12 protein-coding genes are annotated in these 16,813 nt (G+C 46.2%); 7 read left to right on the top strand and 5 right to left on the bottom strand.

From position 1 onward, the window contains the following. Nucleotides 1-100 precede the first annotated feature (100 nt). The 7 genes from JQC93_RS16360 (at nucleotide 101) to JQC93_RS16330 (ending at nucleotide 9,247) form a co-directional block, all read left to right on the top strand. Nucleotides 101-1,144, top strand: coding sequence for an aldose epimerase family protein (locus JQC93_RS16360; protein WP_205159459.1), 1,044 nt, complete (start codon nucleotides 101-103; stop codon nucleotides 1,142-1,144). A gap of 194 nt (nucleotides 1,145-1,338) precedes the next feature. After that, complete coding sequence (locus tag JQC93_RS16355) at nucleotides 1,339-2,589, top strand: AGE family epimerase/isomerase (protein WP_205159458.1); 1,251 nt, start codon at nucleotides 1,339-1,341, stop codon at nucleotides 2,587-2,589. 230 nt (nucleotides 2,590-2,819) lie between these two features. Next, on the top strand, nucleotides 2,820-3,680 hold the full coding sequence (locus JQC93_RS16350) for a class II fructose-bisphosphate aldolase (RefSeq protein WP_084883835.1): 861 nt from the start codon (nucleotides 2,820-2,822) through the stop codon (nucleotides 3,678-3,680). Nucleotides 3,681-4,120: 440 nt separating this feature from the next. Continuing rightward, complete coding sequence (locus JQC93_RS16345) at nucleotides 4,121-4,660, top strand: TRAP transporter small permease (protein ID WP_205159457.1); 540 nt, start codon at nucleotides 4,121-4,123, stop codon at nucleotides 4,658-4,660. Nucleotides 4,661-4,670: 10 nt separating this feature from the next. Then, a complete protein-coding gene (locus JQC93_RS16340; protein WP_205159456.1) occupies nucleotides 4,671-5,960 on the top strand; it encodes a TRAP transporter large permease in 1,290 nt (429 codons plus the stop codon). 54 nt (nucleotides 5,961-6,014) lie between these two features. Continuing rightward, a complete protein-coding gene (locus JQC93_RS16335; RefSeq protein WP_205159455.1) occupies nucleotides 6,015-7,064 on the top strand; it encodes a TRAP transporter substrate-binding protein in 1,050 nt (349 codons plus the stop codon). Between the two features lie 161 nt (nucleotides 7,065-7,225). Further along, nucleotides 7,226-9,247 (top strand): alpha-glucosidase, encoded by a 2,022-nt coding sequence (locus JQC93_RS16330; RefSeq protein WP_205159454.1) that lies wholly within the window; start codon nucleotides 7,226-7,228, stop codon nucleotides 9,245-9,247. Between the two features lie 72 nt (nucleotides 9,248-9,319). Here JQC93_RS16330 and JQC93_RS16325 read toward each other — a convergent pair whose 3' ends face one another. The 5 genes from JQC93_RS16325 to dhaK all read right to left on the bottom strand — a co-directional run bounded on the left by JQC93_RS16325 (nucleotide 9,320) and on the right by dhaK (nucleotide 16,574). Then, a complete protein-coding gene (locus JQC93_RS16325; RefSeq protein ID WP_205159453.1) occupies nucleotides 9,320-9,961 on the bottom strand; it encodes a porin in 642 nt (213 codons plus the stop codon). 376 nt (nucleotides 9,962-10,337) lie between these two features. Beyond that, entirely contained in the window at nucleotides 10,338-12,254 is a 1,917-nt protein-coding gene (gene dhaR / locus JQC93_RS16320; protein WP_205159452.1) for a dihydroxyacetone kinase operon transcriptional regulator DhaR, read from the bottom strand. 210 nt (nucleotides 12,255-12,464) lie between these two features. Beyond that, on the bottom strand, nucleotides 12,465-14,867 hold the full coding sequence (gene ptsP, locus JQC93_RS16315) for a phosphoenolpyruvate--protein phosphotransferase (RefSeq protein WP_205159451.1): 2,403 nt from the start codon (nucleotides 14,865-14,867) through the stop codon (nucleotides 12,465-12,467). Between the two features lie 3 nt (nucleotides 14,868-14,870). Beyond that, nucleotides 14,871-15,506, bottom strand: coding sequence for a dihydroxyacetone kinase subunit DhaL (dhaL, locus tag JQC93_RS16310; RefSeq protein ID WP_205159450.1), 636 nt, complete (start codon nucleotides 15,504-15,506; stop codon nucleotides 14,871-14,873). A 12-nt stretch (nucleotides 15,507-15,518) separates the two neighbouring features. After that, nucleotides 15,519-16,574, bottom strand: a complete 1,056-nt coding sequence (gene dhaK, locus JQC93_RS16305) for a dihydroxyacetone kinase subunit DhaK (RefSeq protein ID WP_205159449.1) — start codon at nucleotides 16,572-16,574, stop codon at nucleotides 15,519-15,521. Nucleotides 16,575-16,813: the final 239 nt, after the last annotated feature.

The raw sequence follows: 16,813 nt of genomic DNA, 5'->3' as shown, positions 1-16,813 counted from the left end.
AAACAAGTGGCTCGTAGAGCCACTGATATCAATCGAAGTAATTAACGGGCAAGAATGATCAGTTAATTGCTTTGGTTGGTATGAGTAGAGAGGCAATAACGTGAAACTTTCTATCGAAAACTGGGGAGAGGTTGATGGACAACCAATCCCTGTTAAGCGCTTTACGTTAGAAAATAGTCTTGGTATGAAGGTGCAACTGACCAATTTTGGTTGCATCGTTACTTCCATCGAGACTCCCGACCGACGCGGCCAACTTGCCGATGTGGTACTCGGTTACGAAAGCTTAGAAAAATACTTAAATGGGCATCCATTTTTTGGTGCCATTGCCGGACGCTATGCTAACCGTATAAAGTCAGGGCGCTACACCCTTGATGGCGAAAACTTTCAACTTGAAACCAACGAACTGCCGACGGGCCAGCACCTTCACGGTGGTTGCCAAGGATTCGATAAACATGTGTGGAGTTTTGTTGTTGAAGAGCAAGCGGAAGCGACGTTTATCCATCTAAGCCGCGTCTCACCAGACGGTGAATCAGGGTACGGCGGTAACCTAACGGTAACGCACACCATTGGTTTAGATGAGCTTAATCAAGTTCACTATAACTTCAAAGCTACGACGGACAAAGCTACTGTCATTAACCTGTGTAATCACAGTTATTACAACTTAGGTGGTCATGACGCAGGTACGGTGAACCAGCATCAACTCAAACTCTATGCTGATTTTTATACACCGGTTACAGAAGATTCGATTCCGACAGGCGAAATACGTACTGTGCTAGATACTCCTCTCAATTTTACCAACGCGCGTGAGATTGGAGAGGGTGAGTATGACCACAATTTTGTCCTAAATGGCTGTCAATCAGAGGGCGAATACCATTATGCTGCAGAGCTATACGAGCCCAACACTGGGCGGTTAATGACAGTACTAACCACCCAACCTGGCGTGCAATTCTATAACGGGTTTAAGCTATCGAACAAACCTTGGTATGGACGAAATGGCCATAAGTATGAAGCGCGAGAAGGCATGTGTTTGGAAACACAGCACTTTCCTGACAGCCCAAATCGGTCTCATTTCCCTTCAACTCGATTGAACCCTGGGGAAGTGTTTGAAGAGAAAACCATTCACCGCTTTTCAACTCAGCCATAAGGCTTCTTCAAAGTCATTGCAGAGCGACCCGTCGCTCTGCATTAATCTTGTCCAAAATTGTCATAGTTTGTGCACTAACGCTCAAAAATGTCCATTTGTGGTTATTTTTGTCATAAAGTGATACTCAACTAACAGAATTAGATGCCACTGACTGATAATTTCGGTGGCAACAAAAAAATATAAGGAAACAAAAGATGAAGTGGATTAACACCCGTTCTCATAACTCTTGGTTGGATACAGAAACAGACCGTATCTTTGAATTTGGTCGCAATGCGGTAGTGCCAAATGGTTTTGGTTGGATTGGCAATAACGGCAACGTGCGCGATGAAATGGGCACTCGCCTGTGGATCTCAGCGCGTATGTTGCACTGTTATGCACTTGCCGCTCACATGGGACGTCCTGGAGCTATGGACCTCGTTGAGCATGGTATCGCAGCGCTTGAAGGCCCTCTAAAAGACCATGAGCACGGCGGTTGGTTCGCAACCATCGACAACGAAGGTGAAGGCGTTATGGATGACTCAAAGCAGGGTTATCAACACGCATTCTTACTTCTTGGTGCTGCTAGTGCGGTAACAACCGGTCACCCACGAGCACAAGCGCTGCTTGATGAAGCGATTAAAGTCTACGACGAGCATTTCTGGGTTGAAGAGAAACAGATGTGTTACGAATCATGGGACCGCGAGTTCACTGAAACCGAAGACTATCGCGGTGGCAACATGGCGATGCACTCTGTCGAAGCCTTCTTGATCGTTTACGATGTAACAAAAGATAAAAAGTGGCTCGATCGCGCACTGAACATTACAGAGTTCATGGTTCACAAAACGGCTAAGGGCCTGAGCTACCGCGTAAATGAACACTTTGATTCAGACTGGAATCCATTGCCAGATTACAACAAAGAAACACCTGCAAGTCACTTCCGTGCCTACGGCGGTACACCTGGCCACTGGATTGAGTGGGGTCGTTTGATTTGTCACCTTCGCGCTACGCTATTAGACATTGGCGCAGAAGCTCCTGAGTGGATGCTGGAAGATGCGATTGGCTTGTTTGATGCAACTGTTCGTGACGCATGGCATGTCGATGGTGCACCAGGCTTTGTTTACTCGGTAGATTGGGATGGCAAGCCAGTAGTTCGTGAGCGTATTCGTTGGGCACCTGTTGAAGCCATTGGTACGGCTTATGCCCTATACGAAGTCACTGGCGATAAAAAGTACGAAGAGTACTACCGCCTTTGGTGGGACTACTGCCGCACCTACCTTATCGATTACGAAGGCTGCTCTTGGTGGCAAGAGCTGGACTGCAACAACCAAGCGGGCACCAGCAAAGTTTGGGATGGTAAACAAGACATTTACCACCTTATGCACTGCCTAGTGATCCCTCGTCTACCGTTAACACCGGGTCTTGCACCAGCATTGGCACAAGGTCGCTTAGACGAAAACATGAAGTAAGCGCGTTAATGCGCTAATTCACTTCAATCGATATGAAATGACGGCCTAGGGCTGTCATTTTTTTTACCCTAGATAATACAACCTTTTGAGTATTTTTGTGTTTCAACACTCACTTTTGTCCATTTGTGTCTATATTTGTAATAAAGTGATAGCTAACTAACAGAAATGAGTTCTTTTGACTGCTACTTTAGCTCTGTAACCAACAAACAATTCCAAAGAGGATTTCTCACATGCCTTACATGTCTGGTAAAACAATGATTCAAGAAGCGTGGAACAATGGCTATGCCATCGGCGCTTTTACCGCTCATAACCTAGAAACAATCAAAGCTGTATTGCTTGCGGCTGAACAAGAAAAATCACCAATCATGATCCAGATTGGTCAAAAAGCAATAAATGAAATGGGCATGAAACCTCTTCGTGACGCCATCGACTCGTTGATTGAGCATCACCAAATTACTGTACCAATCTGTGTTCACCTAGATCACAGCCGTAAATTTGAACAATGCATGGAAGCGGCAACTCGTGACTTCCAATCGCTTATGTTTGACGGCTCGGCACTACCGTTTGAAGACAACATCCGTATTACTAAAGCAGTGGTTGAAGTTGCTAATGCCCTAGGCCTTGGTGCTGAAGGGGAGATCGGTAAGATTGGTGGTACAGAAGATGACATCACGGTTGATGAAAAAGACGCGATGATCACCACTGTAGAAGAGGCACTAGACTTCTCTGAGCGTACAGGTGTTGACTACCTTGCAGTTTCAATTGGTACTGCACACGGTGTTTACAAGACCACTCCTGAGCTTAAATTCGACCGTCTTTCTGAAATCAAAGAAGCCGTTAAAAAGCCAATCGTATTACACGGTGGTTCTGGTGTGCCAGATGACCAAGTTGTTGAAGCTGTTAAGCGCGGCGTTGCAAAAATCAACGTTGATACAGAGCTTCGTCAAGGCTTCATCAAAGGCGTTCAAGCTCACTGGAAAGAGAATGAGAATGACTTCATTCTAGCCGACGTTATGAACACGGGTATTGCGTCTATGGTCGAAGTTGTACAGCACAAAATTCGTCTATTCGGATCGGCTGGAAAAGCGTAATCGAACAAAAATGAAACCGTGTTAACGTTTCCACTTGTCATTTTTGTGATGGAAAACGTACAAAAAGCAACAAGTTCGACGTGATTGTGAATGGCTTCACGGAAAGAAATTCACAATCACGTAGGATTAAAAATAACAAAGAGGCCATACGCAGAGATGGCTCAAAATACATAACGTGAATAGCAAGAAAGGTCTCTACAATGTGTACTTCCAAGCCCAAATCAAGGACTTTAGCTGCGGGTCACCCCCTCATCAAAGGCCCCGTTGATACCAGTTTCAATCAATTGGATCATCGAAGGTCTTGAGCATTGCGTAAGAGCTTGTGCTGAAACCAATGAATTCAAGCAGCGACAACCTCAACGAAAACCTTGCTTAACACATCTCAAGAGGGCTAACCCTCTCTTACCAAACATTTTCTTAAAAGAATCAATGGTGACTCTATGCTTAAAGCAATTGAAAACGCTTTACATACGATCAATGCCCCTGTCGCGCGCTGGACCGCTCAAATAGCCGGTTTTATGTTGTTTGTGATGACACTGATCGTTCTGCTACAGGTAGCTTGCCGCTACATTTTAAACATTCCTCTTAGCTGGACGGATGAATCATCGCGCTTTTTGATGATTTACATGACTTACCTTTGTCTGCCGCTCATCTATCTGCAAGATCGTAATATCGCGATGACCTTTATTACCGACAAACTAAAAGGGACTCGAGTGTTTGAGTTGCTGATGATTGTGGCTCACATCTGCGCAATTGTTCTCTTTGTTGTGTGGATCTACTTTGGCTACAACTTCTTCAAGACTGGCTCGGTAATGGCGGACAGTATTCCAATTCCAATGTACGTTGTGTATGCCATGCCACCTATTATGTTGTTTATCTCGTGCTTCGCTGCCTTAGAAAAACTGGCTGGCTCTCTGCACAACCTTATCCATTTTAACGCTTATAAAGAGTCGCTAATTGCGGCCGAAGCGGCAGAGTAGAGGTCTTATCATGGTTTCTCCAATTTTCGTTCTCTATTTTTTAGTTTTCCTGCTGATCGGGGTACCGGTGCTGTTTGCTTTGGGTTTATCACCCATCATCACCTTTGTACAAAATGATCAGGTTCTGTTCATCAACATGCTTTACCAGCGTCTTTACTCTGGTTTGGATAACTTCTTATTGCTAGCACTGCCGTTCTTTATGCTAGCAGGCGAATGTATGTCTAGCGGTGGTATCACCCCACGCATCATCTCTTTTGCTCAGACGCGTGTTCAGCACCTTCGTGGTGGTCTTGGTCACGTGGTTATTTTGACCTCTACACTGTTTGGTGCTTTGACGGGCTCAGCGGTAGCGGCGACCTCAGCGATTGGCAACATGCTTATCCCTGAAATGACCAAATACAAATACAACAAGAGCTACTCAGCGGCGCTAACTGCAGCGGCAACAGTATTAGGTAATATCATCCCACCGTCTGGTTTGATGCTACTTTACGCTTTTGTTATGAACACCTCGGTTGCAGCGATGTTTATCGCAGGTATTGTCCCTGGTATTATTTTCTGCTTAGGTTTGATGTTGGTTAACCGCTTCCAGATCGCCAAATATCCAGAGGTCGAAACCCTGCCACGTGCAAGCAAGCTTGACCGCAGAACTAGCCTTAAGCTCGCTATTCTTCCGCTACTTACTCCAGTAATCATTCTGGGTGGTATTTACGGTGGTATCTTTACGCCAACTGAAGCCGCTGCGGTTGCGGTAGCCTACGCTATCTTCCTATCGATTTATGTCATCAAAGTTGCTGACATGAAAGCAACGTATGCGCTGTTTGCAAAAGTAGCTGTGAACGCTGCTGCGGTACTGATCATTGTTGCTGCCGCAAGCGGGTTTGCGTCTGCAGTTAGCTTCTCGGGCATTTCGAGTATGGTGAATGATTTCTTCATGGGAATTACTCGCGACCCAATCATGCTGTTCTTCATCATCAATATCTTCTTGTTCATCGTGGGCATGTTCCTCGATGCAGGTCCAGCTATCTTGATCTTTGGCCCAATCATTGCGCCAATCATGATCAACTTGGGGATTGACCCTGTGCACTTCGGTGTGGTGATGGTTATCAACCTTTCTATTGGCCTTGCAACACCGCCTATGGGTCTGGTGCTGTTCGTAGCCGCTGGGGTATCCGGAGAACCGCTACAGAAAATATCGAAGGCGATCATTCCATTCTTGATTGTTGAGTTCTTGATCATCTTCTTAATCTCATTCTACCCAGACTTGGTAATTGGTCTTCCGAAACTACTCGGTGTGATGTGACCAGGTTTAAAGAATACGTGAATCAAAAATATATAAGACTATAAGGAACATACGATGAAAAAATCACTACTGGCCATTGCTACTACAGCACTGCTTGCTTCTGGTGCAGCATACTCAGCGGACTACAAACTAACCGTACCGCACGTATCTAACCTAGACAGCTACAACCACCAATCTCTTTTGGTATTTAAAAACTATGTAGAGTCTCGCTCAAACGGTGCAATCGAAGTAGATATTTACCCATCAGGTCAGCTATGTGGCACTGCAAAGGAGTGTATTGCTGGAATTCAAGCGGGCATGTTTGATTACTTCCAAACCACTACGGCAGAGCTTGCTAACTTCTGGAACCCAGTCGGTGCGTTTGACCTACCATACTTGCTACCAAACGACCGTGTAGCTGAGTGTGTTTATGATAACGAAGAATTCTTGGGTGATGTTCGTGGCGAGCTTATGCAGCGCGCTCCTAACGTTCGTCTAATGATGGTATCTAACTCTGGTGGCTGGCGTAACATTGCAACTACTAAGAAACAAGTTAAGACTCCTGCGGATGTTAAAGGCCTGAAACTGCGTACAGTACCAGCTCGAATCCAACAAGAGTTGGTTAAAGAGCTAGGCGGCGCTCCAACACCTATCGCATGGCCAGAAGTGTACACAGCACTTTCTACTGGTGTTGTAGATGGTACTAAGAACGGCATCGTTGATATCGTGCAAAACAAATTCCATGAAAGCCTAGACTACATGATCCTTGATGGTCACGCATACATGGGTGGTGCATGGGTATTCAACGACATGAAGTTCAAGTCTATGCCTAACGAACTTAAAGAAGTGATTGTCGATGGTATTGATGCTCAAAACCAATACCTACGTGCGTATCCTAAGCACAAAGAATTCTCAGCATACGAAGAGTTCCGTAAAGCTGGTGGTACCATTTACAGCCCATCTGCAGCAGAAAAAGCTGAGTTCCAAAAAGAAACAGTGGCTGTTAAAGACTACTTCTTGAGCTCTACAGGTAAAGAAGGCGAGAAATGGCTACAACGTTTTGAAAATGAGATCAAAACGTGTGAAATGGCTATCCAAGCTGACTACGACATGCAGTTCAAGTAAGACTTAACTACAAATGGCCTCTGCGACATGTAGAGGCCAACTTCTAGCTCCCTTCTGTTCTTTATGGACAAAGAATCACAAAACAACTAAAGAGTTAGATAGTGTTCATCAACGTGAAATATTAGGTGAGGCCATCATGGCTTTGCTAATCGAGGTTTTAAATGAAATTAACTACTACAGAGACTGGCTTTACCCTGACTCACAAAGATCGTGTTGTGTTCGAACATAGCACTGACGCACCGATCCTATTCTTAGGTGTTGGTGAAGCCAACTACGACATGTATCGTGGTAACTTCGATATTACAGATTATGTAACAGAGCGCTTACCTATGCGTCAATTTGACGTTGAGCGTTTTGAACGTGAAGGTGTTGAAGCCTTTGCTGTTAGCTTTAAATTTGACGGTGAAGCGGTTCTAAAAATGATCGTTTCTCCAACTGCAGAAGGCCGCCTCAAGGCCGAGTTTGAAGCGATCGATAAAAAGTACAACCGTTTTTGGCTGCGTGTTGCGGCCGACAAAGAAGAGCGCGTATTTGGTTGTGGCGAGCAGCTGACTTACCTCAACCTTCGTGGTAAAAATTTCCCTCTATGGTCTTCGGAGCCAGGTGTTGGTCGAAATAAAAAGACCGAAGTCACCTTTATGGCTGACGTAAAAGACAAAGCAGGCGGTGATTACTACACCACCAACTACCCTCAGCCTACATTTGTGTCAGACGACAAATACTTCTGCCACTTAGAAACCACAGCTTACGCTGATTTCGATTTTACCAACGACACTTTCCACGAGCTTCAAGCTTGGGATATTCCGCAATACTTACTGCTTGATCGTGAAGAGAGCTACGACGCATTGATGGAAAACATCACCGGCGTATTTGGTCGTCAGCCTATGCTGCCTGACTGGGTTCACGATGGCGTGATATTGGGTTTACAAGGTGGTACAGATATTACCGTTGAGAAAATCGCTATCGCTAAGCAGCACGGCGTCGAAGTAGCGGGTGCATGGTGCCAAGATTGGCAAGGCAAAAAAATCACTTCTTTTGGCAAGCGCCTTCAATGGGATTGGCAATGGAACCCAGAGATGTACCCTGGATTGGATACTAAAATCCATGAGCTTAAAGAGCAGGGTGTTCGCTTCCTAGGTTACATCAACCCGTACGTACTAGAAGATTACCCGCTATACAAAATAGCAGCAGAAAAAGGCTACCTGGCAACTAAGAAAGACGGCTCTAAATATGTGGTCGACTTTGGTGAGTTCTACTGTGGTGTGGTGGATTTCACTAACCCTGAAGCGTGTGAATGGTATAAAGACGTCATCAAAACCAACATGATTGATTTTGGCCTTGACGGTTGGATGGGCGACTTTGGTGAGTACTTACCAACAGACTGCACACTAAGCAATGGTGTTAGCGCTGAAATTGAACACAATAAATGGCCTTACCGCTGGGCGAAAATTCAACACGAGGCAATTGAAGAAGCGGGTAAGACTGACGACATTCTTTTCTTCATGCGTGCCGGTGGTACGGGCATTCAAGGTTACTGTCACACATTGTGGGGCGGTGATCAGCTTGTTGACTGGTGTTTGGACGATGGTCTGGCTTCAGTGATCCCAGCCGCGCTTTCTTCTGGCCTAATGGGTAATGGTATCCACCACAGTGACATCGGTGGTTACACGACACTTCATGGCAAGAAGCGCTCTAAAGAGCTGTATCAGCGTTGGGTTGAGATGAACGCATTCACCCCAATTTTGCGTGGTCACGAAGGTAACCGTCCGGATGATAACCATCAGTTTGATACTGACGAAGAAACCTTGCTGCACCTAGCGAAATTTACTCGCGTGTTTAAGCACCTTAAGCCTTACATCAAAGACGCTGTAGCGCTTAACTCACAAAAAGGTATGCCAGTACAACGTCCACTGTTTATGCACTACGAAGACGAAGCTGAAACTTATGAGATCAAGTACCAGTATTTGTTTGGTCGCGACATGCTAGTTGCTCCAGTCTACAACCAAGGCGAAACAGTGAAGAAAGTGTATCTTCCGAAAGATAACTGGATCCACGCCTTTACTGGCGAAACCTTCACAGGTGGTGAGTGGGTTGACGTTGAAGCACCGATTGGTCAGCCTGCGGTGTTCTACCGCGCTGAGTCTGCACAACGTGCGTTGTTTGAAGGCATCGCTGCACTTTAATCTAACGTCTTAAAACGTTAAAAGGCCTAATCGCGATTGCGATTAGGCCTTTTTTATATCTTGAGCTTGACGTTAGAAGCCGTAAGAAGCACCAAATACTAATGCGTTGTTGGCATTGTCGGCTTGGTTGCGGTACTCAAAGTACGGTTGAACACCTTTACGAGTCCAAGTCGCACGAAGCTCGTGATCCATGCTCTCACCTTCAATCATATATACATTGTTGTATGACAGTGCTAGTTCGTCGTTTGGTGCGTAAGCGATGCGGTTATCCATGCGGTAATCGGTATCGGCGTCGCCAATTGCATCGATGTGAGCACGGGTACGGTTACTAATTTGAATGCCGTTATCAAAGTTGTAGCCAATTTTTACCAATGGACGGTACTGAAAGCTTTCGCCTTGGTGCAATAGGTGCTGATAACCCGCCGCAACCCAGAAATTGTCATTGATATTGAAAGATTGTTCACCACCAAGCGTCCAGTAAGCAGAATCGATACGAGAGATTTCACCTAGCTGAATTGCGTCAATCTCGGTATACAGCGTAAGACCACCAAGTGAGTTATCAAAGGTGTGGCCTGCTTCTAGTGTAGACGTTAGGTCAGAGCCATGAATATCGTCACTATGGAATTGAAGGTTACCGGTTACGTAAGAAGAGTTAGCGAAGGCTGCTGAGCTTGCGATAAGGGCAATAGAACCTGCGATGAGAGCTTTTTTCATTGTAATTACCTTAGTTTCATGAGTCGAATTAAGTGTCCGATATTGTCACCGGGAATGGACAATATTGCTCCCTGACCTCAATAAACTCTGTTTTTATGGGTAACACATCCTGCGTTAAGCTGAATATCGCACAATTAATTTTTGATGAAAATTAAGTTGTAATAATTGTGGGAGCAAAGTCACGCTCTACCAAATGACGAGGTTTGCTCGTAGCATTTGGTTACAGTCTGTTGAGTCTCGACAATGTTTGGGGTATGTGGGCGAATAGACTATTGGTAATAGCAATAGAAATAGCAATAGAAATAGCGCTAGCTGCGCCAGTTATACCCTGCGCAGTTAATGGGAATACACCGTGAGCAACATTAACGGTGAATGTCTAGCCAAGCCCATATTTTTGAATTTTACGCCATAAGGTGGTTCGGCCAATGCCAAGGGACTTGGCCATTAAATGCATTTTGCCTTCAAAGTGGTTCCAAGCTTGGACAATTGCTTGTTTTTCAGCTTCTTCTAGCGATTGCAGTCCCGCCAGTGGATGGGTGCTGAGAGAGCGAGCTTTAAGATCGTCAGGGATATCTGAGAGTCCAATGAGGTTAGAACTTCGATTGAGCAATACTTTTTCAACTCGGCTTTTTAGCTCGGAGTTGTTGGCCAGCCAATCGTAATTCACCAGTGCGTCCATCGCGTCTTTTTCGATTGAGACTGCAACATTGTGGCGTCGTTCGTAGCTGTTCACTAGTTTAAGTATCAGGTGTTCAATGTCTTCTTGTCGCTCACGTAGTGGCGGAATATACAACTCGTTTGCCGAGATTTGATAATAGAGCTGCCGGCCAAACGAGTTCCTGGCGACATACTTGCTTAGATCGCTGGTGGTGCTTGCAATGCATTGAAATTTTACCGGAATTACGCGCTGCTTTGAGGGGCAATCAAACAGTTCTGTTTTAAGGCTTTTGAGCAATATCGATTGCTGAGTTTGCGTTAGGTATTCGACGTTTTCTAAAAACAGCGTACCGTTTTGCGCTAATTCAAATTTGGCAGCCAATGCGTCACCTTCTTGCTGCTCATCCATACCTTCGTGGCCACTGTTAAGAGAGCGGCAGTTTAGGGTGATAAATGGGCCGTCGACAAAGCCACTTTCATTATGGATCGCCATCGCAAGGTCGGTTTTACCGACTCCGTCTTCACCGGAAATCAGCATCGGCGCTTTGGATTTAATGCATCGTTTGGCAACCGTCACCAGATGTTTTATTTTGCGCGAGATGCCAGGCAGTGTCGCAAAGGTAAACTTGGCATTATTGCCCGCTTGCTGCTGAGCGAGTTTTCTAATTTTGTCGATTGGGTGAACAAACAAAAGGTGCGTGCCATCAGGTAATGACTTGAACGAGATAATTGTTTCCACAAACTCACCGTTGACTTCAATGGTGGTTTGTTTGCGGATCATATCGTTATGATTTTCGATGTGCGACTGAATAAAAGGTGGAAAACGAATCAGATCGAAGATTGGTTTATCAATGGCTTTGTGGGCGGTAAAGCTGAGCAGAGTTTCGGATTGTTGGTTTGCAAGAGTAACTATGTCTTCCTCGTCCCAAACGATAAGCCCATCGTCCATACATTCTAGCGTTGCATTGTGGGCACTGATCAGGCGGTTAGTGCTCTCTTGTTCGGCCGATATGTGGATTTGCATCGAGATCTCTTTCGCCATAGAGGAAGTGATCACTAAGTTCTCTTGGTTAAACTGCTGATCTTTTCTAAAAAGCGCAACGCTGCCTCGAAGTCGGCCCATTGAATCGAAAATAGGCGCCGCTACGCTGCCAAAGCTGTGTAAGTGACGGTTAAAATGTTCTTCGGCGCAGACCTGTATAGGCATGTGCGTATCGATGGCAAGATTTATCGCATTGGTACCAATTTTGCCCTCTGAGAAAAAACACCCCACTTTGAATCCAAGCTCCGACATGTCGTTTTGCAAGTTGTCATCCCCAGTTAAAAACAGCGTACAGCCGTTGTCATCGGTGACCAGTAATACGACGTCACTGCCTCTTAGCAGATCGTAGGTATCTTCAACAACGGTGGTCGCGCAGGCAATGATACTTTGATTTCGTTTTATCAGTGATTTTAGCGTGTAGCCAGATGCCACGTGAGGTTTAGACCAGTTATGCGGACTGCACTGTTTTATGCACCTTTCCCAAGACGCAAAAATGGGTGTTTGAGCGAACTCTGGTGAGACCCAATGGTGCTTTTGAAAAAAGTCCCAAGTCTTTTTGTGGTCATTGTGGGGGGCAGGGGTGGAAGAGAACATACAAATGCGCACCTAAATACTGATGAACCATTGTATTCGTTACTTGGCCAACGCTTAGTGAGGCGATTCACATTCTAGTTTTTACGTTTCAAAATGAAACGAAAGTGGGATCGAGCTAACTGTAAACGTAATAAAGGTGTTAACGAGAACAAGCTCGTCAACACCTTTGTTTACATGTAACGCAATCGCATTTTGAACGCTACGACTGAACTACACGGTTTCTGTTGTTGCCAACGAAATACCACGAACAGTTTGCTTAAGCGCAGGTAACAGCGTTGAGCTGGCACTAAACTTAGTTAGCCCCAATTTAAGCAGTGTTTCTGTCGCTTTGGTATCGCCGGCCATTTCACCACACATGCTCACCGCAATCCCAGCATTTTTAGCCGCTTTACAGGTAATTTCGATAGCTGAAAGTACAGCAGGTTCGAAGTAGTTTACTAAGGTCGCAACATCAGTGTTTCCGCGGTCTGCGGCCATCACATATTGAGTTAAATCGTTAGTTCCAATGGAGAAGAAATCCACTTCTTTGGCTAGCGCGTCAGCGTTAAGCACAGCTGCAGGCACTTCAATCATTATCCCAACCGGTAGATTACTCTCTTGCAACCCAAGCGCCTGCTTTTGCTCTTCAACCAAGGCTTTCACTTGATGAATTTCATCCACAGTGGCAATCATTGGGATCATTAACTGAATGTTTGGTTGCTGAGCGTGTGCACGTAGCACGGCGCGAATTTGATCCACAAACAGATCTTTATGAGCAAGACATAAGCGAACCCCGCGTAATCCCAAGAATGGATTTTCTTCTACTGGCATTGGGTAAGCTTTAAGTGGCTTGTCACCACCAACATCTAAACTACGGATAGTGATAGGTTTGTCGCCAAAGGCTTTCGCGATGCCCAAATAAACCTCAGTTTGCTCATCTTCACTTGGCAGAGTATCGCGAGATTGGAACAAGAATTCGGTTCTAAATAGGCCAACACCTTCGGCGCCATTATCGAGTGCCGCTTGGACATCTTCTGGGCCACCAATATTAGCCAGACTTTGAATTTCCAGTCCGTCTAGCGTAGCCGCTTGGCTCTGTGCGTTAGCTTTAGCCGCTTCGCACTCTGCAAGCCATTGCTGACGTTTCTGTTCAAGCTCTGCGGAAGTATCGCTGTCTGGTGAGTGCCATAGTAGGCCGCTAAAACCATCTACAGAGATATGTTGCCCGGCTTGGATCTCTTCTAAACAGCCTTTAGCTTGAACGATGGCTGGAATGCCCATAGCTCTTGCTAAGATTGCGCTGTGTGACGTTTTTCCGCCTTCACTTAAGCAGATAGCAAGAACAAGGCTTTTGTCGAGTCCTGCAACGTCAGAAGGCATTAGGTCACGAGCTAAAAGAATACTTGGTTCACTTAGGGTAATTCCTGCATCGGTGTCTCCCGTCATCACGCGCATTACTTGGCAGGCAATATCGTGGACATCCGCTTCACGCTCTTGCATGTAAGCCGATTCAGCTTGGCTGTACTCAAGGGCGAGTTGCTGAGTGACTTCAACCCAAGCTTGCTCTGCGATGACGTTTTGTGCGATGCGAGTCTGCACCGATGCTAGTAGCTCAGGGTCATTAAGCATTAGCAGGTGCGCTTGGAAAATCTCGCCATGAGGCTCGCTAGCTTGCTGTTTCAAACTCGCGCTAACCGTCTCAATAGATTGGGTAAAGTGGCTCTGCTCATCAGCAATAGAAGCACAACTACGGTTCGGAACGTCTGGCATGGATGCGCTAAATAACACAGCAGGACCCGTTACGATGCCACCGTTTACGCTAAGGCCAGTAATCGCTCCTTTGATTGCTTGATGAGAGGGGGCAGAGGCCACCTGTTCGGTTTCTGGCTCAGGCTGAGGGTTGTTGACTAGGTCAGCCTCTCCGAAATGGGTGTGGGCAAGTTGCTTAAACGCGTCGATAGCGCCTTGAGCGTTGTCACCACTGGCTTTAAAGCAGATGCTTTCGCCTTTACTAACGGCAAGTTTTGCAATGCTGTTGAGGCTTTTCGCGCTGACTTCTTTGTCACCTTTAATTAGCCACATGTCACAGTTAAAGGCGGCAACAGCGCCAACAATGCTGGCGGCTGGGCGAGCATGGATCCCGTGTGGGTTTTCCACTTGCCACTCAAAGCTGAGTGCATCGCTAGCCGATTGAACAGCAACTTCCGGTGCAACTGAGTCATCGGTCTCGCCAAGGTGTTCTTGTTTAACGCCAAGAGCGGCTTTTGCTTCACTGATTACGGTATCTATGTCGAGTCCAGCAGCTGCGGCAACAGACGCGGCGAGCGTACCTTCTACAACAGGCGCAGAGACCAGTTTCACTTTTTCCGCGACTTCAGGGTCAATCAATTCAATGGCCATTTCAGTACTGAGTAGTGCACTGCCAAGATCCATTAGTACAACAACACCATCGTCATCACACACTTCTTCAATAGCGCCCATAACAGCAATAGCATCGGTCCCGATAGGATTTTCTGGGTCATCAATACCTGCTGCAATAGCGATGTTTGCCTTGCCTTGCGTCATTTGGGTGGCCAATTCGGCCACCCCTTCGGCAAGTCTGCGGCTGTGGGATACAACTACAATACCGGTCATAGATTAACTTCCTGCTAGCGCTTGCTTAAGTGCTTTAATCATAAGCAGAGATGACGTTGCACCAGGATCTTGGTGTCCGATGCTGCGCTCACCTAGGTAAGATGCGCGACCTTTTTTAGCCTGCATCTCAATGGTCGATACTGCACTTTTTTCTGCAACATCAACCATTTCAGTGGTCAGCTCTTGACCTTCCATACCCGCTTCAGCAGAGACTTTGGCTTGCTCAAGCACAGGTAGCCAAACGTCACACATGGTTTTGTCGCCAGGTGCCGCTTTACCGCGAGAGATAACGCCGTCAACACCGCCTTTTAGCGTATCGATAAGCTCTTGATAGCTTAGCGTTTCACGAGCACCTACCGATGCCGCAGCGCGAATAAACAGAGTGCCGTATAGAGGACCACTTGCTCCGCCTACGCTTGATAGCAATGTCATCCCAGTGTTCTTTAGGATCATTGAGATGTTTTGTTCAGCCACTTTTGGCAGGTTCTCTTTTACTTTGCTAAAGCCGCGGTTCATGTTGAGACCGTGGTCAGCATCACCGATGTCACGGTCAAGATCGGTCAGAAAATCTTGGTTTTCTGCGTAGGTATCGGCACACAGTTCTAACCAATTGATGATGTGTTGTTTTTCAATTTGCATGATGTGCTCCGATTACCATTTAATTGCGGCTGTATCGACAGGTGCGTCGAACAGTTCGATCATTTCAGCGTCAGCTTTTAGCAGCGTAATTGATACGCCTTCCATGTTTAGCGACGTACAGTAGTTACCTACCATGTTGCGAGCGATGTTGTAGCCTGCTTTTTCGCAGTTTTCTGCTAGGCGGCGGTACACACCAAACAATTCGCCTTCAGGTGTTGCGCCGAGGCCGTTAACGATAGCGATGTATTCGCCAGCACCGAAGTCTTCAATAGTACTTTCTACTTCGTTCCAGATTCCCTCTTCACGGTCAAAGATTCGAAGTGTACGAGTGTAAGAAGCGTTTTCAGACAGCTCGACAAACATTTGGTCAACCATGTCATCACAGCCTGTAAACTTGCGGCGCTCGATTCCTGGTTCACCATGGATGCCCACACCAAATTCGATTTCGTCATCGGCTAACACAAACGATGGCTTGCCAGCGGCAGGAACGACACAAGCATCCAATGCAACGCCGAATGAGCGACAGTTGTTGTTGACGCGACGAGCAAGCTCTTCACATTGCTCTAGGCTATAGCCTTTATCTGCAGCAGCGCCGACAATTTTTTCAACCAGTACTGTACCGGCAACACCACGACGGCCCGCAGTGTATAGGCTATCTTTTACCGCTACGTCATCGTCGATGAGTACAGAGCCTACTTTGATGCCGTCTGCGTGTAGAAGTTCTACTGCGGTTTCGAAGTTTAGAACGTCACCGGTGTAGTTTTTAATGAAGAACAGTACGCCTTCGCCAGTGTTCACTTGGTTGCCACACTCGTACATTTGATCGGGTGTTGGTGAGGTGAATACTTCACCTGGGCAAGCACCTGTTAGCATGCCTTTACCAATGAAGCCCGTGTGTAGAGGCTCGTGGCCACTACCACCACCAGATACCAAAGCCACTTGGCCAGGCGTTTGTTCGTGCCACATGTAGCGAGGCTCGTAAGTGGTTTTTAGTTCAGGACGAGAAAGGGCTAGACCTTCCATTTGCTCTTTGACTACATCTTCCACGTTATTGATTAGCTTTTTCATCGCAAATTCTCTTGTTGTTGTATTCGTATTTGTAGGATTGCCATTGATGTTAGAAGTTTGACAAGCAGTCTCAACAAAAAAAATCTCGTTCCATTTTGAAACGATCTAGCTCAAATTTGGCGTTTCATAATGAAACGATATCACATCGCAAGCGTGAGAAAGTGATCTCCCGCGCTAATCGGCGCTATCGGCAATTTGGTTTGGGCGGGCTTTGTTTACCCGGTCAAAAACTGGCGGTA

The organism is Vibrio ulleungensis, from assembly GCF_016900875.1.
In the GTDB taxonomy this organism is placed as follows: domain Bacteria; phylum Pseudomonadota; class Gammaproteobacteria; order Enterobacterales; family Vibrionaceae; genus Vibrio; species Vibrio ulleungensis.
Note: the sequence above shows the minus strand (reverse complement) of the source record. Positions and strands in the feature narration are given on the sequence as shown.

What these genes read in the sequence shown, in the direction of transcription:
- JQC93_RS16355 (WP_205159458.1), top strand. Translation starts at nt 1,339, where the DNA reads ATGAAGTGGATTAACACCCGTTCTCATAACTCTTGGTTGGATACAGAA.
- JQC93_RS16335 (WP_205159455.1), top strand. Translation starts at nt 6,015, where the DNA reads ATGAAAAAATCACTACTGGCCATTGCTACTACAGCACTGCTTGCTTCT.
- dhaK (WP_205159449.1), bottom strand. Translation starts at nt 16,574, where the DNA reads ATGAAAAAGCTAATCAATAACGTGGAAGATGTAGTCAAAGAGCAAATG.
- JQC93_RS16340 (WP_205159456.1), top strand. Translation starts at nt 4,671, where the DNA reads ATGGTTTCTCCAATTTTCGTTCTCTATTTTTTAGTTTTCCTGCTGATC.
- ptsP (WP_205159451.1), bottom strand. Translation starts at nt 14,867, where the DNA reads ATGACCGGTATTGTAGTTGTATCCCACAGCCGCAGACTTGCCGAAGGG.
- dhaL (WP_205159450.1), bottom strand. Translation starts at nt 15,506, where the DNA reads ATGCAAATTGAAAAACAACACATCATCAATTGGTTAGAACTGTGTGCC.
- JQC93_RS16345 (WP_205159457.1), top strand. Translation starts at nt 4,121, where the DNA reads ATGCTTAAAGCAATTGAAAACGCTTTACATACGATCAATGCCCCTGTC.
- JQC93_RS16325 (WP_205159453.1), bottom strand. Translation starts at nt 9,961, where the DNA reads ATGAAAAAAGCTCTCATCGCAGGTTCTATTGCCCTTATCGCAAGCTCA.
- JQC93_RS16350 (WP_084883835.1), top strand. Translation starts at nt 2,820, where the DNA reads ATGCCTTACATGTCTGGTAAAACAATGATTCAAGAAGCGTGGAACAAT.
- JQC93_RS16330 (WP_205159454.1), top strand. Translation starts at nt 7,226, where the DNA reads ATGAAATTAACTACTACAGAGACTGGCTTTACCCTGACTCACAAAGAT.
- dhaR (WP_205159452.1), bottom strand. Translation starts at nt 12,254, where the DNA reads ATGTTCTCTTCCACCCCTGCCCCCCACAATGACCACAAAAAGACTTGG.